The organism is Flavobacterium sp. KKT103, assembly GCF_055640565.1.
In genome coordinates, this window is sequence record NZ_CM145766.1 from 667989 (window position 1) to 691584 (window position 23596).

Below are 23596 nucleotides of genomic sequence, written 5' to 3' on the forward strand. Positions count from 1 at the left end.
AAAGCTTGAAAAATAGAATCTCACCCTTTAATTTATCTTATTATCATTACTTTTTTGACTGTAGTTTCGATGCCGTCTTGAGCGGATATAAAGATCATATACACTCCTGATGCTACTTTGTATTTGCCAAAAGCGGTGGTATCCCACTCGATTGTACCTCCTTCGGAAGTAGTTTCAAAGACAAGGTTCCCTTGGATATCTGTGATTTTTATTGTTGCCTTATCAATCAAGCCCGCAATTTTTACTGTTCCTACATAACCCGGTCGCACGGGATTGGGATAAGCGTACACATTGGATAAATCATCATTAGCCTTAGTCGCAACCCCTTTAAAAGAAACTAACCCTTTGGCAGTAGCGATAAAAACTTCGCCCGTAATACCATTAATATCAATATCATTAATGACATTACTTGGCAAAGGAGAATTATTTGTTGTAAAATGATAGATGGTTTCTTGCCCGTTAGGCGACACCATAAAAACCCCTGAATCCGCAGTGCCTATCCATTTATTATTGGCGCCATCTACAACAATATCAGTTATAAACTGTTCAAACAACAACTCTTGCGCTAGACCATCATCCTCGATAATAATCGCTCTTGTAGCGGGTTGCTCATCAGTTTGAAAGCTTCCTACATTAATTAAAACACGTAAACCCTTCGTAGTTCCTATCCAAAGCTGGTTTTTAGTATCTATTGCTAAGGCTCGCACATCCGAAATGGGTAAATTTCCCGTATCAGGTCCGGCTGTAATTTTTTTGAAAACTAAGCCGTTGTCATTGAATCCTAAGAGTCCATCGCGATTCGTTCCCATCCATTTTACACCGTTTCTATCAATAACCATTCGTGAAAAGCTATTGTCTTCACTTGCGGACAAAATTTTATCAGTGGCGTATTTTTGCCATTGCCCATTGGCGCGAAGCACTTTTATTCCGTTATTAACACGACTGTTAGTGACCCATAAATCACCTGATTTATCGAAGGCAGCGCCGTTTATTCTTACGTCAAAATAATTAGGACCTAAATACGTTATGGTTTCTAATCCGCTATTATTTTGATTGTATAAAAGAGTAGGAACATCATTTACGATCTTCAGCAAACCGGAAAAAAAAGAACTTGCATATACTTCATTTTCATCTGCAGGATTGATGGTAAGTCGCACCATTGACTTTGCACCTAGTACTTTGTCATAAGGAATAGTAAGCCAACCCTCCTTAGCATATTTACTAATGCCATAACTGTCAAGGTCGTACGGATTATACCGTACATCATAGTCCCCAAAAACAGTCCAAAGAGAGGTCGACGTAGTTTGCAATGCAAAAACAGCATTTCGCAAAGGACCTGCCGGCGATAAATTTTCGAATACGGTACTAGCAATTAAGGCCGTAGCAAAAAGTCCATTTTCTTTGGTACCCAAATAAACCACATCATTTATGATGGTGGCGCACGAAAATAGTAAGCCGTTTACCCCTATTTGACTACTAGCAATTTGCCGTACTAAACTGAGTTGATCATTGTAGATATAAACGCTATTTGCCGTCGTAACTACTAAATTAAGCCCTACAATTCGAGCGTTTAACGGCTGTTGTGGTAAAGTTATAAAACCTGAAAACGAGTTAGTAGTAGCATTGTACCTATGAATGACGCCGTCACTATTAACAGCGACTAAAAAGGAGTCAAACGCAGCAACACCTACCCAATTGCCGGTTGTTATTACTTCCCATTGTCTAAAATCATTTAAATTGGCGTTTGTTATAGCTGCTCTACGAATACCCGCATTTGTGGCAGCGTAAATAAAGCCATTAAAAAGTGTGGTTTGGTTTACGATTATCTCTGCTCCATTATCTCCTATAAAATAGGTGTCACCAAAAAGTAGGGTTTGCAAATTAAATTGTACGATTCCGAAATCACAGGACACATAAACAAATCCTTCAAACTCCGTAAAATGGTTGATTTTTTTAATGCGTGGCGATAATTGTTTATTGATGATATCCACGACAGGAGTTATTTTGCCTGAGGCGGCATCCACGACGATCAATAATCCGTTTTCGTATCCAATCAACGTTTTCTTAGCTGTGGTACTATAATATAAAGAGCTGATCGTTTCCCCTGAAAGACCGTCTATAGTAGTAGTAGTTTTTACCTGATTGTCTAGTATGTTCTTTGAAAACAAAGCGTTCTCGGAGGCTCCAAAAACAGCAGTAGGAGAGCTTGAAATAGCCTTAATTTCATTGTAAGAGAAATAGCCTTGCCACGACAAATTGTTTTGTGAAAAACTCATCTGAAAGACAACTACTAATATGAAACTAAAAAATCCTTTTTTCATTGGTGATAAAGCTATAGAAAAACAAAGATACTACAATCGAAAGTATTGGTTTTTGGTTGTTACCAAAATAAAAAAAGCCTTCTATCCGTAAACGGCAGAAGGCTCTTTAAAGTATTTAAAAAAAGAAGATTAAACCACTCCTTGCGCTAGCATAGCATCAGCTACTTTAACGAATCCAGCGATGTTAGCTCCTTTTACGTAGTCAACATATCCTGAAGCATCCTTACCATACTCCACACATGAAGCGTGAATAGCAAGCATAATTCCTTTTAATTTTTCATCAACTTCTTCAGCTGACCAGCTTAATCTCAAAGAGTTTTGAGACATTTCAAGACCTGAAGTTGCTACTCCACCAGCATTAGATGCTTTTCCTGGAGCGAATAATAATTTAGCGTTTTGGAAAACAATAACTGCTTCTGGAGTTGTTGGCATGTTAGCTCCTTCAGCAACACAGATACATCCATTAGCTACAAGTGCTTTAGCTTCGTCTTCGTTTAACTCATTTTGAGTTGCGCAAGGCAATGCAATATCACATTTTACTTCCCAAGGACGTTTTCCTTCAAAATATTTAGCATTAGGATATTTTTCAACATACTCGCTAATTCTTCCTCTTAATTCGTTTTTAAGCTCCATTACGAAAGCTAATTTGTCAGCATCAATTCCATCAGCATCGTAGATGTATCCAGCAGAATCCGACATAGTCACCACTTTACCACCTAATTGAGTTGCTTTTTCAGTAGCATATTGTGCAACGTTTCCTGATCCAGAAACCACAACTGTTTTACCTTTGAAAGAATCTCCTTTAGTCTCCAACATACTTTGTGCAAAATAAACTGCTCCGTATCCTGTTGCTTCTGGTCTGATTAATGAACCTCCAAAAGAAATTCCTTTACCAGTTAAAACTCCAGTAAATTCGTTTCTTAATCTTTTGTATTGACCAAACATGTATCCAACTTCTCTTCCTCCAACTCCGATATCTCCTGCAGGAACGTCAGTGTTAGCACCAATGTGTTTAGACAATTCAGTCATGAAGCTTTGGCAAAAACGCATTACTTCATTATCTGATTTTCCTTTAGGGTCAAAATCAGCTCCACCTTTACCACCACCCATTGGCAATGTAGTCAAACTGTTTTTGAACGTTTGCTCAAAAGCAAGAAATTTCAAAATACTTAAGTTTACAGATGGGTGAAAACGAAGTCCTCCTTTGTAAGGTCCGATAGCCGAGTTCATTTGAATACGGTATCCTCTATTTACTTGTGTTTGTCCTTTGTCATCAATCCAAGCTACTCTAAACATGATAATACGGTCAGATTCAACCATACGCTCTAAAAGCATTTTGTTTTGGTATTTTTTATTTTCTTCTATAAAAGGAATTACAGTTTCAGCAACTTCTAGTACTGCCTGTAAAAATTCTGGCTCATTTGGGTTTTTCTTAGTAACCTCTGCGATGAAAGCGTTTATACTTTGTGACATGATTAATAGATTATTAACGTTTAAGAAAACGTTTTCGTTATTCACCACAAAGATACATCTTAAAAAATATTTTTTGATAATTATTTGATTATACTCAATAGAATTACCTTTTCGCTAAGTATTCCTTGGTAAGTACGCTTTTAAAATGACCGTTTAGAGAAATTCCTTGCTGTTTTCTTAAGTAAATATGTATTTAATTAGTTATTTTTAATTTTTCTTTTTAAGCAGGAATGACACCTTTTTTATATATTTGTCCAGATAAGAAACCTCAAATCTTGATGCGAAAATTAATCTACCTCACTTTAGTGCTTAGCATGGGACTCTTCCACGGCTCGTACGCACAGTTTGGTTTCTCTCATGAGGTTGGAATAATAGCAGGTCCAGTGGCCTTTCAGTCAGATTATGGAGAGCGTTACAACTTATCAACTAATGCCGGAAATACGGGTTTAGGAATTGGTATAATTCATTATTTAAACTTTTCGTACACTGCTGAATGTAACTGTTACACACCGGATACTTACTTTAATGATCACTTTAAACTTAGAAGTGAATTATCCTATAACACAACCAACTTAAGACAATTTGGTCAATATACGGAAGGCAAACCTTCCTTGGGTAAGGAGCAACTAAAGGCAATGAGAGGAAGTACTGCAGTTACCAATATTGGAATGCAACTCGAATATTTTCCTTTAAGTATTAGGAGGTTTACGGCAACGATGGGAAGTCTTGGGCCATTCGTAAGTTTAGGTGGCCAATTTAGCTATTACAATGCCAAAGCATCTTCGACTTTAGGACCATTAGGAACTCCTTTGACTACGTTTCCAAAATATTTAACTCCTAGCGAGGGACGCCCTTATGGTTTTTCTACTGAATCGGGTACCGTTTGGTCTATTGTGTCGAGTGTAGGAACGCGCTACAAATTAAGTCCACTTAGTGATTTAATGGTAGACCTTCGATTTCAATATTACTTCTCTAACTGGGTGGATGGTTTAAGCCCCAATCCCGATATTTATAAAGAAAACAAAGCCAATGATTGGTTAGTATGGTTTAATGTAGGATACATTTACTACTTACAATAGCCCTAACATACTAGTGTAAAAAAGCCCAATTTCTAATCAATTAGAAATTGGGCTTTTTTATGTTTGAAGCAAACAACCTTAACTTATGCTAAAGCTTGCGCCAAATCTTCAAGTAAATCCTCAATATCCTCCACACCAACGCTTAAGCGAACTAAATCATCCGTAATTCCTACGGCCAATCTTTTATGCTCGGGAATGGAAGCGTGCGTCATCAATGCCGGATGATTGGCTAAGGATTCGACTCCACCCAAGGATTCTGCTAAAGTGAAGAGCTGTAATTTTTCTAGAAAACGGATCGCGTCTTGCTTAGCTCCTGAAACAAAATTAAAAGAGACCATTCCGCCAAAAGCACTCATTTGCTTTTTAGCAATTTCGTGAAACGGATGTGTAGCTAAACCCGGGAAATAGACTGTTTTTACTTTAGGATGCTCGTTCAAGTAAGCAGCTACTTTTTCGCCATTTTCGCAATGCCTTTGCATTCGCAAATGCAGGGTTTTGATTCCGCGTAGTACTAAAAAACTATCCATTGGTCCCAATGTAGCTCCGGTAGCAAATTGCTGAAAATGCAGTTGCTTGCCTAGCTCCGCTGATTTAGTGATCAATGCTCCTGCAATAACATCCGAATGTCCTGCAAGGTATTTAGTGGCAGAGTGCATAACTACATCAGCACCTAAATCCAGTGGTCTTTGTAAATAAGGCGAAGCGAAGGTATTATCGACCGCCAAGAGTATAGTATTGGCAGTCGTAATTTTTGCAATTGCTGCAATATCGGCTAATTTCATTAACGGATTGGTGGGTGTTTCGACCCAAATCATTTTAGTGTTTTCGTTTAATACCGCTGTGATATTGTCCAAATTATCCATATCGACATAGTGAAACTTAATCCCTGAATTGTGATAGATTTGGGTAAACATGCGGTAGGTTCCTCCGTATAAATCATCCATGGTTATAATTTCGTCACCTGCTTTAAACGAACGCATCAAGCAATCAGTAGCGGCTAATCCCGACGAAAAAGCCAGACCTCTTGCTCCGTTTTCAATGCTTGCTAGTGCTTCCTCGAGCGCTGATCTAGTGGGATTCGCGGACCTGCTGTACCCATAATCTCCTACGGGTTGCCCTGGACTGGTTTGTGCATAAGTGGTTGTTTGAAAAACAGGAGGCATTACAGCACCAGTTGAAGGATCGTGCTTTTGGCCACCGTGAATTGCTTTAGTATTGAATTTCATAGCTATGAATATATTGTAGTATTAGATCTATTTTTTTATTGGATTTCTAATGCCCGATTTAAAGGGTTTATTCCTCTTATAAGGATCAAAAGAAAAACAATTCGTGTTTATCATCGCTAATCCTAGCCCTGATTGTCGTGGAAACCCACTGAGTTAAAGGCTATTTTTTTCTAGTAGGTTAGAGCGACCAGCGGAAGCTCCTAAGCTGCTATTGAAAAAAAAGCATTTAGCGAAAGTGGTTGTAACAAAAGCAGGAAATGGCTCCTAAAAAAGATTACACTAATTTACGAAGTGCTAAGATTACTCCCAAGTGAATTCCCTCATGGAAATTATTGAAGGTCATCGCGTCCTGAGCGCTCGTGAGAACGTAACCTGCAGAAGTAGGATATTCGGTGAAATTTTGGAATACGTTATTTTGGATATCTTTCTCTGTTTGCTCGATAGTTTTTATCAAAAGTGATAGCACTTCATCGACTTCGTCTTGGCTCGCAAAATGTTCGGTTTTAGTGCCTTTTCTATATTTGGTAACCATCTCATCTGAGACTAACATGTGCAATCCTGATAAATTATACACTAATAATTGTTGGGTAACCACAACATGTGCGATATTCCAAATGATATTGTTATTGAAACCAGCTGGTACTTTATTTAATTGTTCTAAGTTGTAACCGTCGATCAATTTAGAAACCATATTTCGGCTTGCTTTAGTAAGGGTTAGAATTTCTTGCATAGGACTGATTTTGTAATTTTTGCCTAAAATTAAGCATTTTCCGTTGGAAATGATTTTTCTTTGCATAAAGAAAACACAACTTATGATTGATACTATATTTTACCTTGCCTCTTGCGATACGTGCCGAAAAATCATTAAAACGTTACCCAAAGGCTTGAATCTTGCTTATCACGATATCAAACAAGATCCTATTACACTAGAGCAATTAGAGGAAATGCATGCAATGGCGGGCAGTTACGAAGCACTGTTTAGCAAAAAAGCCCAATTGTACAAATCGATGGGATTGAAAGATAAAAACCTAGGCGAAGAAGACTATAAAAAATACATTTTAGAACATTACACCTTTTTGAGTCGTCCTGTTTTTGTGATCGATAACAAAATTTACATAGGCAACACACAGCAAAACATGCTGCAAGTAATGAAAGCCATAGGATAATGTCAAAACGGAATTTGGCTCTAGTAGGCGCTACCCTTGTCTCCATAATTTACGGACTCACTTTTACGATCGCTAAGGATGTTATGCCGGCATATATCGATGCTTACGGTTTTATCTTTTTGCGTGTGGGAGGTTCGACTATTTTGTTTTGGCTGGCGTGGTTGTTTATGCCCAAAGAAAAAATAGATCTTGGTGATTTTCCTAGAATTATCGCTGCTGCATTTTTTGGAGTAGCTTTTAACATGCTTACCTTTTTTAAGGGATTGAGTCTTACTTCGCCCATTTCGGCTTCCGTACTTATGGTCTCTACGCCCATGATCGTCTTGGTACTCTCAGCGATCATCATGAAAGAGCGGATGAAAAAAAGAATGGTCAGTGGTATACTACTTGGGCTCATAGGAACAGGATTTTTAATACTGTATGGTAAATCAATTGCTAATGCTCCACAAGCTGGGTTGGGTAACTTTTTAGTATTACTGAATGCGATTTCCTACGGTTTCTATTTGATTATTGTTAAGAAATTGATGAATCAATACAATGCTTTTACTTTTGTAAAATGGATTTATTTGTTTGGATTTTTGATGGTAATTCCCTTTGGATGGAGCGAATTCAGTACCGTAACCTGGACCGCAGTTCCTATTGACATCCTCTGGAAAATAGGATTTGTAGTGGTGTTTTCTACATTTTTGACCTACTTATTGAATTTACTTTCAATGAGAGAACTCAAACCAACTACAGTAGCTGTTTTTATTTATTTACAACCCGTTTTCGCAACCGTATTTGCTATTGGTTTGGGTAAAGACGAACTGAACCTAGTTAAAATCGTTTCGGCTGTTTTAATCTTTAGCGGCGTGTACCTCGTTACAATGCCTAGCAAAAATGATGCATCCAAGTCAATGGAGGAAGCAAAAACCGAATAAAACGACCGCTTCACTCCTTTTTCTTATCTTTGAACACTTTTAGAAAATAATATGATACAATCAATGACTGGTTTTGGTAAAGCTACTTTGCAATTACCAACCAAAAAAATAACAGTAGAGGTAAAATCTTTAAACAGTAAAGGTTTAGACCTAAACGTAAGAATGCCTTCACTGTACCGCGAAATGGAACTAGGCTTGCGTACGCAAATCGCTTCCAGATTAGAAAGAGGGAAAGTAGATTTTTCTATTTATATCGAAAGCACCGCTGAGCAAACATCGACTAAGGTGAATGCACCTATTGTTAGAGCTTACATCAAGCAATTAAGAGAAGTTTATGCTGAGGCTGATGAAACTGAGTTGATGAAAATGGCGATCCGCATGCCTGATACTATGAAAGTAGAGCGTGAGGAAATTGACGCTACCGAATGGGACAAAATCAAAGAGGTTATCGAAGAAAGCTTAACCAATATCCTAACTTTTAGGAGAGATGAAGGAATGTCACTTGAAAAAGAATTTCAGTTGCGCATAGGTAATATTCGTCAATACATGAATGCCGCACTAGCACTTGATCCGGAACGCGTGCAAGCAATCAAAGACCGTTTACAAACTGCTATCGAAGAATTGAAAGTGAATGTAGATGAAAACCGTTTTGAACAAGAATTGATTTACTACCTAGAAAAACTAGATATCACTGAAGAGAAAGTTCGTTTAACGAATCACCTTGATTATTTCTTGGAAACGATTAATGGAACGGAAGCTAATGGTAGAAAATTAGGTTTCATCACCCAAGAAATGGGAAGAGAAATCAATACTATGGGCTCTAAATCCAATCATGCACAAATGCAGAAATTAGTCGTTCAAATGAAAGACGAACTAGAGAAAATTAAGGAGCAAGTTTTGAATGTTTTATAAAGTAATTAGTAACTAGTGAATAGTAATTAGATCCTAACAAACTACTCACTAATTACTATTCACTAATCACTTATATAGATGAAAAAAGGAAAATTAATCGTATTCTCGGCACCATCAGGATCGGGGAAAACAACCATAGTTAGGCATTTACTTAAACAAGCAGATTTAGATCTAGAGTTTTCAATCTCAGCAGCTACTCGCGAAGCTCGTGGAGAGGAAGTTAGCGGTAAAGACTATTATTTTATGTCCTTGAAAGACTTTAAAGGCCACATCAAAAATGAAGATTTTGTGGAGTGGGAAGAGGTCTATCGTGATAACTTTTACGGAACACTTAAAAGCGAAGTCGAACGCATTTGGGCTCTAGGCAAAAATGTGATCTTTGATATTGACGTTGCCGGAGGATTGCGTATCAAATCGAAATTCCCTGAGGAAACCTTGGCCGTTTTTGTAAAACCTCCTAGCGTGGACGAACTTAAAAGACGCTTGAAAGAACGCTCCACTGAAAGCGAGGACAAAATCAATATGCGCATTGCCAAAGCTTCTGTTGAGCTGGCTACTGCGCCTCAATTTGACGTGATTATTAAAAATTATGATTTACCGGTGGCACTTGAAGAAGCGTATCAGTTGGTGAAGGATTTTGTTAGTCAGTGATTAGTAACTAGTGATTAGTAACTAGTGATTAGTGAATAGTGATTGGTAAATAGTGATTGGTAAATAGTGATTTGTGACTAGTGATTTGTGACTAGTAAATAGTAATTAGCGGCTGGTTAGCAGCTAAAGTAACTTTTAATTAGATTAGAAATGGGAGAGATAAAATCGTATAAAGATTTATTGATTTGGCAAAAAGGAATTAAAATTGTTACTTTAGTTTATAAATTAGTTCAACTATTCCCTAAAGAGGAGCTTTACGCTCTTACAAGTCAATTAAAAAGAGCTTCAGTGTCTATTCCTTCTAATATTGCCGAAGGCTATGGAAGAAATACTAAAAAATCATTTAGTCACTTTCTGGATATTTCCCGAGGTTCTTTACTCGAAATTGAAACACAGCTTATTATTGCAAACGAACTTGGTTTTATCACAGATTACTCCTTGTACAATGAAATATTATCACAAATTCTAGAAGAATCAAAAATGATTAATGCATTTTCAAAAACGCTCCAAAACTAATTACTTTTCACCCATACCTAAAAGCTTATCGATGGTTACTAATCAATATTTAATGCATCCTATCTATTAATCACTAGTTACTATTTACTAGTCACTAATTACTAGTCACTAAAGAAATGAAAATCGGACTTTACTTCGGAACTTTTAATCCCATACATGTTGGGCACTTAATCATTGCCAATCACATGGCGGAACATTCTGATTTGGATCAGATTTGGATGGTAGTTACGCCCCATAATCCGCATAAAAAGAAAAGTACTTTACTCGATGACCACCATCGCTTACAGATGGTCCATTTAGCCACCGAAGCGTTTCCTAAAATCAAACCATCCGATATTGAATTTAAATTAGCGCAGCCTAATTATACCGTAAATACGTTGGTGCATTTAGAAGAAAAATATCCCCAACATGAATTTTCATTGATTATGGGAGAAGATAACTTGAAATCTTTGCACAAATGGAAGAACTACGAAGTCCTTTTGCAAAATTATGACATCTATGTTTATCCAAGAATATCATCTGAAGCTGAAAATTTAGAACTTAAAAACCATCCTCGCATTCATATTATTGATGCTCCGGTAGTAGAAATTTCATCAACTTTTATTCGGAACAATATTAAGGAAGGTAAAAATATTCAGCCATTACTTTCCGCAAAAGTTTGGGAGTACATCGACCATAATTTATTTTACAAGAAGTAATTACCTAAAAACGGCTGTTAATGCTGCTTCAACATCTTGAGCAATAGTATTAAAATTAGTATTTTTAGCTGAAAGTAGATACACTGCCGTACTTGGCATTTCAGCGCTTTTCCATAGCAACTGCAACCTGTTTTCAGCAATAAAATGTTTTGCATTTATATCCCAACTAATGCCAATCCCTTCATTTTGGGTCAGTACCTCTAGCATCTCATATTCAGAAGGAATGATGTAATTAGGCACCATCGACGGACGCTTTTTATTAAAAACATGCAACCAAAATAATTTTATATGCGGAATTCCGGAGTCATGGCTATACCATTTTTGCCCGTTTAACCAATCCTCAATGGCATCTGCATTGTTATTTTTGATTTGAAATTGTAATTCGCTAGCATCAATTTTTGGTGAACCCACCACTATTTGTACCATTTCGCCAATTTGTTTTTGAATCGTATCAAAAGTATCGTACTTAACAGTGACAATAGCAAAATCAATTTTCTTGGTATTCACTAAATCAAATAAAGTATCGTTTTCATGGAAACTAAAATCAATGTAATCGAAAGCAGCAATCAACTTGCTCGCTAAGCTAGTGAACAAATGCTGTGAAACTCCAATAGTAATTAATCGATTAGCATCTAAGGCTTTGGACCTGAAACCGCTTTCAACATTTTCTAGACGGTCAAGGGCTTCAATGATTAAATTATTAAGTAACTTAGCATATTCTGTTGGTTCTACACCTTTGGATTTCCTGTTAAACAACTTATATCCTACATGTGCCTCGAGCATGGACATTTGCTGACTCACTGCTGGCTGGCTTATAAAAAGCTCCTTTGCCGCCAGCGAAAAGTTTCCGTTTTTATAAACCGATTTAAATGTTCGATACCATTCTAAGTTGACCATGTTATAAATATATTTATCACAAACATAATTTAAATTATTTTTACTGATAGCATAATAGCCGTAAATTTGTATCATAAAATAACAAAATGAAAAAAGTAGCATTATTTGCAATAGTATTATTAACTGTGGGTAGCTTTTCGGCTGCTGCACAAAAATCAAAAAAAACTGAGATGAAAAAAGTATTATTCGTTTTAACTAGTCATTCAGAATTAGGAAACACAGGAGAAAAAACAGGATTTTGGGTAGAAGAATTTGCAGCACCTTATTATGAGTTAGCAGACAAAGGAGTGCAAATTGATATTGCAACTCCACTAGGGGGACAGCCACCAATTGATCCAAAAAGTGCTGATGCATCATTTGCAACAGAAGACACGAAACGTTTTGACAAAGACACCGAGCTTAAAACTAAATTAAGCAAAACACATAAATTAGCTGATGTAAAAGAAGCTGATTATGATGCAGTATTTTACCCAGGAGGTCACGGACCATTATGGGATTTAGCATCAAGTGAAGATTCTAGTAAATTAATTACTTCTTTTTATGCTAATAACAAACCAGTAGCTTTTGTATGTCACTCACCAGCAGTGTTGAAAAACGTAAAAGTAAATGGAGAATTTTTAGTTAAAGGAAAAAAAGTAACTGGTTTTTCTAATACAGAAGAAGCAGCAGTAGGCTTAACTGATGTTGTTCCCTTTTTATTAGAAGATGCTTTACAAGCAAACGGAGCCACCTATTCTAAAGGAGCAGACTGGAATCCATACGCAGTTGAAGATGGTTTATTGATCACAGGTCAAAACCCAGCATCATCTAAATTAGTAGCAGAAAAATTGTTAGGTCAATTGAACGCTAAAAAATAAGTTACCCTTTTTACAGGCTCTTAGTTGCAATAATTCGGTTTAGGAAATTGTTGTAATTAAGAGCCTTTTTAAATTTTAAAAAATAGAACATTATGTTAAACTTCGAATTATATAATCCTACCAATTTAGTTTTTGGTAAAGGACAAATGGAAAAATTAGGAACTCTTGTACCTGCTGGAGCTAAAATATTATTGGCTTACGGTGGTGGAAGTATCTTTAAAAACGGAATCCACGAACAAGTAATCAACAACTTGAAAGGACACGAAATCGTGGAGTTTTCAGGTATTGAGCCTAATCCACATTTTGAAACTTTGATGAAAGCGGTTGCGATTGTTAAAGAACAAAAAATCGACTTTATTTTAGCAGTTGGTGGTGGATCCGTAATTGACGGAGTAAAATTCATCTCGGGAGCGGTTAACTATAAAGGAGATCCGATTGAAATTTTACAAAAAAGAATCTTAATCAAAGAAAACGCTATTCCGTTTGGAACGGTGTTGACGTTACCTGCAACTGGAAGCGAAATGAACTCTGGAGCGGTGGTTACGATTGAATCAACTAAAGAGAAATTAGCTTTTGGTGGTTCGGCCTTGTTTCCTAAATTCTCAATAACTGATCCTACGGTTATTCAGTCATTACCTAAAAGACAATTACAAAACGGTGTTGTAGATGCGTACACACACGTTATGGAGCAGTATTTAACCTATCCGCACGAAGGACATTTACAAGATCGTATTGCCGAAGGAATTTTGCATACCTTGATTGAAGTAGGTCCTAAAGTAGTTGAAAATCCAGCTAACTACGAATTAGCTTCTAACTTTATGTGGTCTTGTACTATGGCGCTTAATGGTTTAATCCAAAAAGGAGTTCCAAGTGACTGGGCAACGCACATGATAGGTCATGAATTAACAGCTATGTACGGAATTGATCATGCGAGAACTTTGGCAATTATAGGGCCAAGTTTATATAAAGTTATGTTCGAAACTAAAAAAGCCAAATTAGCACAATACGGAAAACGCATCTTTAATTTAGAAGGAACGGAAGATGAAGTGGCTAATGAAGCAATCAATAAGACAGTAGAATTTTTCCACAAAATGGGAATGGATACTAAATTATCAGACTACACAAAAGAATACAGTCACACAGCTGACTTTATTGTAAAACGTTTTGACGAAAGAGGCTGGAAAGGCTTGGGAGAAAAGCAAAATATCACCTTAGATAAAGTAAAAGCTATAGTTGAAATGAGCTACTAGTTTACAGCAATAGCAACTAGTTAAAAAAGAAAAAGGCGTTCTTGAATTCGATTCATGGACGCCTTTCTCATAACTCTAAAACAAAACTAACTAATTCAACTTTTATCAAATTCATAAAAGATTAATTTATAATAGGTTAGAACGTTAAAATTATATTTTTATTGTGTCTTTTTATAAAAAAAACTACTTTAGCTCCGTTAAATTTCACAATAAGTCCGTAAACACTAGGCTTTGCAATGATTCTTTTCTTATTTACTTATTACATTTTTAAGTACTTTTGACTAAACTTAATATAAAAATGACTGAAAATATAAAATTCGCAGTGATTGGCGGCGGAAGTTGGGCGACGGCAATTACTAAAATGTTGTGCGTTAATCTTTCTGAAGTTTCTTGGTACATGCGTAACGAGTCTGCTATTGAGCACATTAAAACACATAAGCACAATCCTAATTATTTAAGTGCAGTAGAATTTGATACTAAAAAACTACTACTAACCGCTGACATCAACGAAGCAGTTGCTTATGCTGATTATATTATTTTCGCCATTCCATCTGCATTTTTACATGATGAATTAGCGAAACTCACCGTTTCCTTACAAGATAAAATTATTTTTTCGGCAATTAAAGGAATTGTTCCTGAAACGAGTTTAATCGTAGGTGAACATTTTCATTTTCAATATGATATTCCGTATTACAACATTGGTGTTGTTACGGGACCATGCCATGCTGAGGAGGTTGCTCTTGAACGCTTATCCTACTTAACGATAGCTTGTGGTGATGCCGATAAAGCTAAAGTAGTAGCCAAACACCTATCAGGAAATTACATCAAAACTAAGATCACAGATGATATAATAGGTACAGAATACGCTGCCATGCTTAAAAATATCTATGCTATCGCAGCCGGTATTGCTCATGGTTTAGGTTATGGCGACAACTTCCAGTCGGTTTTGATGAGTAATGGTATTCGCGAGATGAAAAAATTCATCAAAAAAGTGCATAAGATGAAACGTAACATAAATGACTCTGCCTACCTGGGGGATTTATTGGTTACGGGCTATTCTATTTTTTCAAGAAATAGAATGTTCGGAAACATGATTGGAAAAGGCTACACCGTAAAAAGTGCCATGATGGAAATGAGTATGGTATCCGAAGGGTATTATGCCACTAAAAGTGCTTACAAACTCAATCAAGGATATGGTGCTAAAACGCCTATTATCGATGCCGTTCATGAAATTTTATATGAAGGAAAAGATGCTAAAACTGTCTTTAAAAAACTTACTGACAAATTAGATTAAAGCCACTTCATTCTATCCTTATTAAACTAACAAAGATGTCCCTATTAAAAGCTTTAGCATACAAAAAGGTTACTATTAACTTATCGCTGCTTTGTCTATTCCTTTGTGGAATGCAAAGCTATGCACAAGAATTATCAGGGCCAGAATTACTAAAAAAAGCAATTGCCTATCACGATCCATCAGATCAATGGAGTCAATTTAAAGGGCAATTAGCGATTGAGATGGTAAGTCCGGATGGCGGCCAACGCCTTAGTGAGGTGACTATTAATTTACCGGATCAATACTTTAAACTGACATCGGTACGAAATAATACGGCCGTCACTCATATTGTTTCAAAGGACAGTGCTAGTTTTGGTTTAAATGACAAAAGTACTTTTACAGCAGAAGAGATTAAGAAATACAGCTTGACGGAAACTCGAGCCAAATTCATGAAAAACTACTACACTTATTTGTACGGTTTACCCATGAAGCTAAGCGATGCTGGGACTATTATAAACCCAACTGTAACTCGTAAAGAGTTTATGGGGAAAGAATACTTGGTTTTACAAGTGAAATACGAAGAAGGAATAGGGAAAGATGTGTGGTATTTTTACTTTGATCCAAAAACCTATGCCATGGAAATTTACCAGTTTTACCACGACGAGGCAAAAAATGATGGCGAATACATTTTACTAACTGAAGAAGAAACTTTCTCAGGAATTAAATTCCCAAAAAACAGAGCTTGGTATCAAAACACGGATAAAAAATTCCTAGCTACTGATAAGCTGACAAAGGTTAGTGAGCTCAAATAAAGCTAAAATCAAAGCATTATGACTGACAGGTGGAAATATCAGATTAAAACAGGAGGATTGTGGGGAATTGCAACAGCAACACTAATTTCTCTTTTTAATTTAATCGACAATAGTTTTGAAGAAGAGTTTTTGTCCAAAAAATTTATTGTTAAACTAGTATTTTTTCTAATAACGGGAATTTTTATAGTTGGTTATTTCAGCTGGAAGAAAAAACTTAAAGAGGAAAATAAAGCATAGTTATCGCACGATAACGCCTTCAATAAATAAAATAGGCACTTCTTCTGTGTCGGTTTCGTTGATGCTATTAGCTTTAAAAATAAATTTCTTGTCGTACAGTTTATTTCCCATAAAAAAGGTAACCATGAACTCATTGTTGAGTGCAAGCACACTTTTTTCGACCATTTCGACTTTTACTACAGAAACTGAAGGTACTTCGACAAAAGCATGACGCAACAGTGAGGTTTTTTTCATTTCTCCATCGATGGTTCCAAAGGCTTTTGAAACCACTAACACATTTTCGATTAGAAAGTCACTATCGTTAACAAGATAGACGTACCACACTTTTTCCATGAAATCATCGCTCCATTCTTGAACGGCTGCAACAAATACATTTTCTACTTCGGGGATGATGATGTCTTTTCTCATGTTATTGCAAAGAATGAAGTGATCTCTTCATTCAGTATTAATTAATGTTTAATATTCAAAAAACTTAAGCTTCTTGTGAACCGAAATGCCCTAGCCCAGATGGGAACGGCATCCTATTGCCCCGGGTTTCGGGGCGATAGATAGAGTGTACAGCTGGAATAGCTCCTAAAGAAACTACTGTTTAATTATTAGATTATGGATTTGAATTGCTCCAAGAAGCGAACGTCGTTTTCATAAAACATACGGATATCACCAATTTGGTACAATAGCATCGCGATGCGCTCTACTCCCATTCCAAAGGCAAAACCGTTGTACTCGTCAGGGTTGATGCCACAGTTTTTAAGAACATTAGGATCTACCATTCCGCAACCACCAATTTCTAACCAACCGGTTCCTTTTGTGATTCGGTAATCGGTTTCGGTTTTTAAACCCCAGTAAATATCGATCTCAGCACTAGGCTCCGTAAACGGAAAATAAGACGGACGCAAACGAATTTTTGATTTCCCAAACATCTCTTTGGTAAAGTACAGTAGGGTTTGTTTTAAATCAGCAAATGAAACATCCTTATCAACGTACAATCCTTCAACTTGATGAAAGATGCAGTGTGAACGGGATGACACCGCCTCATTACGAAAAACTCTCCCAGGAGAAATTGTTCGAATAGGTGGTTTATTGTTTTCCATGTAGCGCACTTGCACAGATGATGTGTGGGTACGCAACAAAATATCAGGATTAGTTTGAATGAAAAAGGTATCCTGCATGTCACGCGCCGGATGGTATTCAGGCAGGTTTAATGCGGTGAAATTGTGCCAGTCGTCTTCGATTTCTGGACCTTCGGATACGTTGAAACCAATAGTTGAAAAGATATCGATAATTTGGTTTTTTACGATCGAAATTGGGTGTCGAGAACCAATTAAAACAGGTTCAGCAGCACGGGTTAAGTCGCCATAAATCCCTTTGCTCTCCTCTTTACTTTCCAAAGCTTCTTGGATTGCTTTTACCTTTTCCTCAGCAGATGTTTTTAGCAAATTAACTACTTGTCCAAACTCCTTTTTTTGGTCGTTAGGAACATTTTTAAACTCCGCAAAAACAGCTTTTAAAAGTCCTTTACTTCCAAGAAATTTGATTCTGAACGCTTCTAATTCACCTGCATCCTGAGTGGAAAAAGCTTGTGCTTCACCAATATATTCTTTTATCTTATCTATCATTTTCATTCCGTAATTGAGTGCGCAAATTTACAAAATTTGTTTTAGGTTTAAAGTCTAAAATTTAAAGTTTAGCTCCTAAAATCAAAAACGCACGATTTAATAACTTTGTTCTGCCCGAAATTGATTAATCAATCAGTTCTCTTTCGATAAAGTAGTTCACAATGGCTTCCTTCATTAACACCGATTGCTCTCCTGCTTTTAACGGCGGTAGCTCCTCCTTGACTTTATAATGAGGCCAGCGTTCATCATCAAAATAATCGAATTCATAAAAACCGTAAGGCTCCAATAATCGACAAATGGCGATGTGCATTAAATTTAATTTTTCATCCTTTTTAAATTCCCGGTGAATTTGACCTAGTTCCTGTACTCCTATCAAGTAAATTATGGCATCAAGATCTAAATCTTCACCTTGCGAAAATTGATCTGATAGTATGGTAACGAGCTTTTCCCATCGCTCTTTTAGTTGTGTATCTCTTGACATTTTTATGTATTGTGATTGAGGCCTACGGACTTACTCCTGCTCTATATGAAATTAATTTTGGCAAAGATAAGCAGTACTTTTTTGACTTTGAGATATTCTTTTATCTTTGTTCTTTTCTTGTTATTACTTACTTATGGGGTTTTTAGATATTGTTTTGGGCGTTTTACTAGTGTATTCTTTGTACAAAGGAGTGATGAATGGCCTATTTGTGGAAATCGCCTCTTTGATTTCACTGCTACTTGGAATTTACTTTGCGATAAAATTTTCGTTTTTAATGCGAGATTCATTAGCTGGATTCCTGCATTGGAAGCCCAACACCATCCAAACTATCGCTTTTATCCTGACTTTTATTCTCGTTGTAATTGGAGTAACGCTGCTGGCCAAAATATTAACTGGCATCGCTGATTTAGCCTTTTTGGGATGGATCAATAAATTAGGTGGTGGCTTTTTTAGAGTTTTGAAAACGGTTTTGATTTTGGGTATTCTTTTTACCGTATTCGAAAAAATGAATTACAATAATATCCTTGCTAAGAAAGAAACGCTTGACCAATCATTATTTTACCATCCTATCCAAAAGACCGCTCAGTTTTTTTATCCTTCTTTAGAAAAATGGTACGGTGAATTTAAAAGTAAAGCTAGCGATAAAAAAGAAGCCGAAAATAAGCACTAACGGAGCATTTACTTCACTTCACGAATCGCTTCACTTTCGATCCAACCTATGGTTCCGTCCGTTAGTTGTATCTTTTTCCAGCGACCTTCTACTTTTTTAACATAGACTTTAGTTCCTTCGTGAAGGTCAATTACTTTAGTTCCTCTGTTTTTTGCTTCACTTTTAACCTCTGTTTTGTCAGCAAAAACAATGGCTGGTCTTTCGTTTACCGCATAATTTTTTTCGAACATCGCTGCTGAAACGCTTATTAGTACAAAAATTAACATCAGAAACATACTTACAAAAAAGACTCTTTTTAGCACAGATGCTGCTGAAAAATAATACCCAATAAAACCTACCAAAAATAATGCAGAGAACACAATCGCCAACCAAGCCCATTTATCGTAATCATAAATAGCTGTAAAATCGCGTAACAGTTTTTCAAAACCCACTTTAGGAATCACTTTTACCTCATCAACCGTGCGTTTTTGAGCAAATTTTAAATTATTAAGTACATCCTGATTGTTAGGACTTAGCACCAAGGCTTTCTCGTAATTATAAATCGCTGGCGCCACTTTGTTTAGTTTGTAGTAGCAATTACCAATATTAAAATACAATTCAGCCGATTGCTTTTTGCTTGCCAAAACAGCATCGTAAGCATCGATAGCTTGCTGGTATTGTCCTTTTTTGTACAAACTATTCCCGGCTTCAAAACCACTTTGGGCAAAGAACGCTTGGGTTATTAATAAAAATAAGTAGACTAGTTTTTTCATTTTCTAATTTTCAATTGCAAATTAGCAAGAATCAATTGTTATATCTGTTTTTCGAGGTCAGAGATGATAGAGACCGCTTTATCATAATCATTTTGAATAGTTGCGGTTGTCGAAGGCGCATACCTTGCAATCTCGCAGTTTTCTGTCAGGGCAATAAAATCATTTACTTGCTCGATATTCGCATTTCTAGACAGCAAAAGATCTTGGATATTGGCCTTACTCATTTCGGTAGTTTCAATATTTAGTTTTGCTTTCAAGAAATTATGCATTGCTTTTTCCAGAGCGATATAAAACAGTTCTTTATTATTGATTTGTTTTTTGGCTTGCGATAAGTATTTCTTCGCTAATCTATTGTTTCTTCTTATGCGGTTTCCAACAATATCGCCGTCCATGGCGTCCTTCTTGTTTTTACCCAATATAATTACTGGCACCATTAAAACTGGCAATAACAGCAGCAGGTAAAACAATCGTGACCCAAAGAAATCTTCTTTAGAAGTCGCTACTAAATTGGTCTTTGTCTTAACTGATTTAAATTGTTGACGTACTTCTACCGTACCTCCGTTTTTCCCTGCCGTACTAGTCGAGTCAGCAGGCGTAGGACCTTCTAAAACATTGACTACAATTTGAGGCGAACTTATGGTTTTATACGTACCACTGCTAAGGTCAAAATAGGAGAATTTGAGTGGTTTTATTGGGTAGTTCCCACGGTATTGCGGTATAATCGTGTAGCTATCGCTTATTTTTCCTGACATACCTGCAAGTGATGTATTGACAGCCTCATTGTGAACAGGGTCGTACATTTCTAGCGCATTTGGAACTATTGGCTTAGGCAAAGAAAATAATTTCATATTCCCTTTTCCAACCACACTAACTACTAAATCCAAGCTTTCGCCGTTCTTTAAATTGTTTTTAGACGGTGTTACTTTAAAATCGAAAGTACCCACTGCTCCCGAAAAGTTATCCGGTTTTCCTGCTTCTGGCAACGCTTTTACTGCAATGGTTTTAGCTCCGGCAGAGACACGCTTGCTTTCTTCGGTTATCAATGGACGTCCAAAAATATCTCTACGATTAGACGGTAGTTGAACATCAATATCTAAAGCCAAAGGTTCGATACTTAGTTTACCCGACTTTTGAGGATACAAAACCACTTTTTTAAGCACAATATAGCGGTATCGTTCTCCTTTATAAGTACCTTCCTCCACCATTAATTGTTTAATATCAATGTTTTGGCTCCAAAAATCATTGTACTTTGGTTTTCCAAATTCTCTAAAATTACCTATTCCAATATTATTGCTAAAATACAATTTGTACACTACCGTAATGGGCTCGTTTACATACGGATTGGTTTTAGAAACTTCGGCAATTAAATGCAAATTATCTTCCGCTGAAATACTTGCATCGCTTGGGTCTTTGGGTATCTCAATAGCATTGGTTACCGTAATTTTGACAGGACTAGTTTTAAAAACTTGTCCGTTGTATTCAATAGTAGCCGATTTAATGGTTAGGGTTCCTTTTTGATTTGGAATCAAATAATAAGAGTAGATTTTCTCAAAAGAGCTTCTACCATTAATCCAAGACTGACTTACCTGCTGGCTTGGTCCTGCAATCACTCTAAATCCATCAAAAGAAGGCTCATTAAAATTGTCGCCGTCAATATTCATAGCAAAATCAACTCGAAGTCTTTCATTAAGGCCAAGTGTTGTTTTACTGACTTTGGTCTCAAATTGTACTTGAGCTAAAAGTCCTTGAAAACTTAATAGAACTAAAAATAAATATTTTTTCATTGCTTTATTCAATCCCTGTATTCATTATGGATGTACCGTCTTTTTGTCGACTTGTTTACTTCATTTTTTTGACTACCAATCTTTCTCGGTCTTGGTCGGTTGCCCTTTTACTTTTTTGGCATTTACCTTGTCTTGTACTTTTTTCTCTTCGTTATTTACAGCATCAAGAAGATTGTTTAATCTGTCTTTAGAAATCCCGCCCGGTTTAGGTTGTGGTTTTTTGTCTTCTTTATTTTTGCCGTCTTTGTTTTTATCGTCTTTTTTATCTTTGTCTTGATCCTTTTTATCTTGGTCTTTCTTGTCCTGATCTTTTTTATCTTGATCCTTCTTGTCTTTGTCTTTGTCCTTGTCTTTTTTATCCTTGTCCTTGTTTTGTTTTGGCGGATTTTCTTTTAGCATTTTCTTCGCTAAAGCAAAATTGTACCTTGTTTCCTCATCAGAAGGACCGTTACGTAAAGCATTTTTATAGGCTTCAACCGCTTCGGTATAATTTTTCTCTTTCATGAAAGCATTTCCAAGGTTATGGAAAGCCTTGTGTTTTTGCAGTCTGGATTTTGCGTTCTTTAGTGCTTTTGCGTAAGCGTACTTTGCCTCCGATGCTTGATTTTGCTTGTAAATTGCATTTCCTAAATTAAAAGGTGCTACGGAACGATTAGGAAATTTTGAATTCGAAATTCGGTAATCAGCTTCCGCATCCGCAAAATTTTTGGCAACGTATTCCTCATTTGCTGCAGGCAAACTTTTATCTTTTTCTTGCGCCAAAAGCGGCGCCGCTCCTATGAAGAACAGTGCAAAAAAAGTAAATAAGTAGGTTTTAAAATCTTTCATTTTTATTTTGTTATCTTACTCCTAATCAGTTGGTATACTGACGGACTTGACATTTATTTTTCTTCGTTAAATAGGTCTAACTTTTTAACCCAGCTTGTTTTTTTCTCTAATAAGAAAAGATCTAACAGCAACAATACAAAACCAAAACCGATGAACCACTGAAACTGCGATTGAAAATCGGCCATTTGAGTCGATTCAAATTCTGTTTTTTGAATGGTATCTAAGGTCTTTTTGACATATTCCAAAACTTCCTTCGTATTATTTCCGCTTACATAACCTCCTTTGGTTACTTTGGCGATAAGCTCTAAACCGGGTTTGTTTAATTTGGTAACAACGACCTCATCGTTTTGATCCCGTTGGTAGCCTTGAACAATTCCGTTTACTTTTAAAGGTATCGTACCTCCTTTTTCAGTACCCACACCAACCGTTATAATTCGCATGCCCAACTTATTGGCTTCCTCGGCTGCGGCTTGTGCTCCTTCTGAATGGTCTTCACCATCCGAAATTAAGATCAAGAGTTTGCTTGTTTTACTTTTTTCATCAAAATAAGTAGCTGACAATTTGATAGCCTCATCAAGAGAAGTTCCTCTTGAAGAAACGATGTCCGTATTCATACTTTGCAAGAACATCTTAGCAACACTATAGTCGCTTGTAATTGGTAAAACCGGAAAAGCATTTCCTGCATAAGCAACAATTCCTATTCGGTCATTTCCTAATTGATTGATGATTTGAGACACAATTTGCTTGCTTTTATCCAAACGGTTGGGTGCAACGTCTTCGGCTAGCATACTTTTAGAAACGTCCATTGCAAATACAATGTCTATTCCTTCACGCTTCACGGTTTCCATCTTAGTACCAATCTTTGGATTCACTAAACCTATTATCAAGGCAGCCAACGCTACTAAAACCACAACAATCTTCAAAACCGGTTTAAAAACCGATCGATCAGGGCTTAATAACTTAATCGCTTCTAAATCACCAAACTCGCGTTGCTTTTTTCGTTTCCAATACATATTGAAAAGAAATAATGCTACGATCAGCGGTAGTAAAAAAAGTAAGTATAAATATTTTATTTCGTCTAATTCCATATAATTAATAAACACTAAGGGCACTAAGGCTTAGCACAAAGTACACTAAATTATTTTACGTTACAGAGAGCCATTTATAACTCTCTTTA

General features: G+C 36.5%; 25 protein-coding genes. 13 read left to right on the plus strand and 12 right to left on the minus strand.

The features are described 5' to 3' along the window. Window positions 1–32: 32 nt before the first annotated feature. Together porZ and gdhA are read right to left on the minus strand one after the other, a co-directional pair. Complete coding sequence (gene porZ, locus ACZ2G0_RS02840; protein ID WP_470308915.1) at window positions 33–2321, minus strand: type IX secretion system anionic LPS delivery protein PorZ; 2289 nt, start codon at window positions 2319–2321, stop codon at window positions 33–35. Between the two features lie 129 nt (window positions 2322–2450). Continuing rightward, window positions 2451–3794 (minus strand): NADP-specific glutamate dehydrogenase, encoded by a 1344-nt coding sequence (gdhA, locus tag ACZ2G0_RS02845; RefSeq protein ID WP_470308916.1) that lies wholly within the window; start codon window positions 3792–3794, stop codon window positions 2451–2453. 278 nt (window positions 3795–4072) lie between these two features. On the opposite strand from gdhA, the gene ACZ2G0_RS02850 reads away from it, so the two are divergent. Then, the gene (locus ACZ2G0_RS02850) at window positions 4073–4873 is read left to right on the plus strand and encodes a THC0290_0291 family protein (protein WP_470309806.1); all 801 of its coding nucleotides are present in this window, start codon (window positions 4073–4075) and stop codon (window positions 4871–4873) included. Window positions 4874–4956: 83 nt separating this feature from the next. Here ACZ2G0_RS02850 and ACZ2G0_RS02855 read toward each other — a convergent pair whose 3' ends face one another. Together ACZ2G0_RS02855 and ACZ2G0_RS02860 are read right to left on the minus strand one after the other, a co-directional pair. After that, window positions 4957–6099 carry a cystathionine gamma-synthase gene (locus ACZ2G0_RS02855; protein ID WP_470308917.1) on the minus strand — a complete coding sequence of 381 codons (1143 nt, stop codon included), beginning with the start codon at window positions 6097–6099 and terminating at the stop codon, window positions 4957–4959. 274 nt (window positions 6100–6373) lie between these two features. Beyond that, the gene (locus ACZ2G0_RS02860; protein WP_470308918.1) at window positions 6374–6829 is read right to left on the minus strand and encodes a DinB family protein; all 456 of its coding nucleotides are present in this window, start codon (window positions 6827–6829) and stop codon (window positions 6374–6376) included. Window positions 6830–6914: 85 nt separating this feature from the next. Between ACZ2G0_RS02860 and ACZ2G0_RS02865 the strand changes: the two genes are divergently transcribed. The 6 genes from ACZ2G0_RS02865 to nadD all read left to right on the plus strand — a co-directional run bounded on the left by ACZ2G0_RS02865 (window position 6915) and on the right by nadD (window position 10962). Beyond that, the gene (locus ACZ2G0_RS02865; RefSeq protein WP_470309807.1) at window positions 6915–7265 is read left to right on the plus strand and encodes an arsenate reductase family protein; all 351 of its coding nucleotides are present in this window, start codon (window positions 6915–6917) and stop codon (window positions 7263–7265) included. Continuing rightward, complete coding sequence (locus ACZ2G0_RS02870; protein WP_470308919.1) at window positions 7265–8185, plus strand: DMT family transporter; 921 nt, start codon at window positions 7265–7267, stop codon at window positions 8183–8185. Before ACZ2G0_RS02865 ends, ACZ2G0_RS02870 begins: the two co-directional genes overlap by 1 nt. 51 nt (window positions 8186–8236) lie before the next feature. After that, window positions 8237–9097, plus strand: a complete 861-nt coding sequence (locus ACZ2G0_RS02875) for a YicC/YloC family endoribonuclease (RefSeq protein ID WP_470308920.1) — start codon at window positions 8237–8239, stop codon at window positions 9095–9097. Window positions 9098–9175: 78 nt separating this feature from the next. Continuing rightward, window positions 9176–9748: a guanylate kinase gene (gene gmk, locus ACZ2G0_RS02880; RefSeq protein WP_470308921.1), complete on the plus strand. Its 573-nt coding sequence runs from the start codon at window positions 9176–9178 to the stop codon at window positions 9746–9748. Between the two features lie 150 nt (window positions 9749–9898). Further along, complete coding sequence (locus tag ACZ2G0_RS02885) at window positions 9899–10264, plus strand: four helix bundle protein (protein ID WP_470308922.1); 366 nt, start codon at window positions 9899–9901, stop codon at window positions 10262–10264. A gap of 116 nt (window positions 10265–10380) precedes the next feature. Beyond that, entirely contained in the window at window positions 10381–10962 is a 582-nt protein-coding gene (gene nadD, locus ACZ2G0_RS02890) for a nicotinate (nicotinamide) nucleotide adenylyltransferase (protein WP_470308923.1), read from the plus strand. On the opposite strand, the gene ACZ2G0_RS02895 is transcribed toward nadD, so the two are convergent. After that, window positions 10963–11859: a LysR family transcriptional regulator gene (locus ACZ2G0_RS02895; RefSeq protein WP_470309808.1), complete on the minus strand. Its 897-nt coding sequence runs from the start codon at window positions 11857–11859 to the stop codon at window positions 10963–10965. 86 nt (window positions 11860–11945) lie between these two features. Here ACZ2G0_RS02895 and ACZ2G0_RS02900 point away from each other — a divergent pair, with 86 nt between their 5' ends. The 5 genes from ACZ2G0_RS02900 (at window position 11946) to ACZ2G0_RS02920 (ending at window position 16288) form a co-directional block, all read left to right on the plus strand. Then, window positions 11946–12716 (plus strand): type 1 glutamine amidotransferase domain-containing protein, encoded by a 771-nt coding sequence (locus ACZ2G0_RS02900; RefSeq protein ID WP_470308924.1) that lies wholly within the window; start codon window positions 11946–11948, stop codon window positions 12714–12716. A 92-nt stretch (window positions 12717–12808) separates the two neighbouring features. Further along, a complete protein-coding gene (locus tag ACZ2G0_RS02905; protein WP_470308925.1) occupies window positions 12809–13966 on the plus strand; it encodes an iron-containing alcohol dehydrogenase in 1158 nt (385 codons plus the stop codon). A gap of 298 nt (window positions 13967–14264) precedes the next feature. Continuing rightward, window positions 14265–15260 carry an NAD(P)H-dependent glycerol-3-phosphate dehydrogenase gene (locus ACZ2G0_RS02910; protein ID WP_470308926.1) on the plus strand — a complete coding sequence of 332 codons (996 nt, stop codon included), beginning with the start codon at window positions 14265–14267 and terminating at the stop codon, window positions 15258–15260. Window positions 15261–15295: 35 nt separating this feature from the next. Beyond that, a complete protein-coding gene (locus ACZ2G0_RS02915; protein ID WP_470308927.1) occupies window positions 15296–16051 on the plus strand; it encodes a DUF6503 family protein in 756 nt (251 codons plus the stop codon). An 18-nt stretch (window positions 16052–16069) separates the two neighbouring features. Beyond that, on the plus strand, window positions 16070–16288 hold the full coding sequence (locus ACZ2G0_RS02920) for a hypothetical protein (RefSeq protein WP_300284388.1): 219 nt from the start codon (window positions 16070–16072) through the stop codon (window positions 16286–16288). Here ACZ2G0_RS02920 and ACZ2G0_RS02925 read toward each other — a convergent pair whose 3' ends face one another. From ACZ2G0_RS02925 to ACZ2G0_RS02935, 3 genes are all read right to left on the minus strand, one after another. Beyond that, window positions 16289–16696, minus strand: a complete 408-nt coding sequence (locus ACZ2G0_RS02925; protein ID WP_470308928.1) for a hypothetical protein — start codon at window positions 16694–16696, stop codon at window positions 16289–16291. It lies immediately after the preceding gene. 188 nt (window positions 16697–16884) lie between these two features. Further along, entirely contained in the window at window positions 16885–17904 is a 1020-nt protein-coding gene (locus tag ACZ2G0_RS02930; protein WP_300284393.1) for a phenylalanine--tRNA ligase subunit alpha, read from the minus strand. A gap of 124 nt (window positions 17905–18028) precedes the next feature. Continuing rightward, window positions 18029–18385, minus strand: coding sequence for a hypothetical protein (locus ACZ2G0_RS02935; protein ID WP_300284396.1), 357 nt, complete (start codon window positions 18383–18385; stop codon window positions 18029–18031). A gap of 133 nt (window positions 18386–18518) precedes the next feature. Between ACZ2G0_RS02935 and ACZ2G0_RS02940 the strand changes: the two genes are divergently transcribed. Further along, a complete protein-coding gene (locus ACZ2G0_RS02940; RefSeq protein ID WP_470308929.1) occupies window positions 18519–19055 on the plus strand; it encodes a CvpA family protein in 537 nt (178 codons plus the stop codon). Between the two features lie 8 nt (window positions 19056–19063). On the opposite strand, the gene ACZ2G0_RS02945 is transcribed toward ACZ2G0_RS02940, so the two are convergent. The 4 genes from ACZ2G0_RS02945 to ACZ2G0_RS02960 all read right to left on the minus strand — a co-directional run bounded on the left by ACZ2G0_RS02945 (window position 19064) and on the right by ACZ2G0_RS02960 (window position 23507). Further along, window positions 19064–19807: a tetratricopeptide repeat protein gene (locus tag ACZ2G0_RS02945; RefSeq protein WP_470308930.1), complete on the minus strand. Its 744-nt coding sequence runs from the start codon at window positions 19805–19807 to the stop codon at window positions 19064–19066. A gap of 38 nt (window positions 19808–19845) precedes the next feature. Beyond that, window positions 19846–21591: a BatD family protein gene (locus tag ACZ2G0_RS02950; protein WP_470308931.1), complete on the minus strand. Its 1746-nt coding sequence runs from the start codon at window positions 21589–21591 to the stop codon at window positions 19846–19848. Between the two features lie 72 nt (window positions 21592–21663). Beyond that, the gene (locus ACZ2G0_RS02955) at window positions 21664–22419 is read right to left on the minus strand and encodes a tetratricopeptide repeat protein (protein WP_470308932.1); all 756 of its coding nucleotides are present in this window, start codon (window positions 22417–22419) and stop codon (window positions 21664–21666) included. A 53-nt stretch (window positions 22420–22472) separates the two neighbouring features. Further along, the gene (locus tag ACZ2G0_RS02960) at window positions 22473–23507 is read right to left on the minus strand and encodes a VWA domain-containing protein (RefSeq protein ID WP_470308933.1); all 1035 of its coding nucleotides are present in this window, start codon (window positions 23505–23507) and stop codon (window positions 22473–22475) included. Between the last annotated feature and the right edge of the window lie 89 nt (window positions 23508–23596).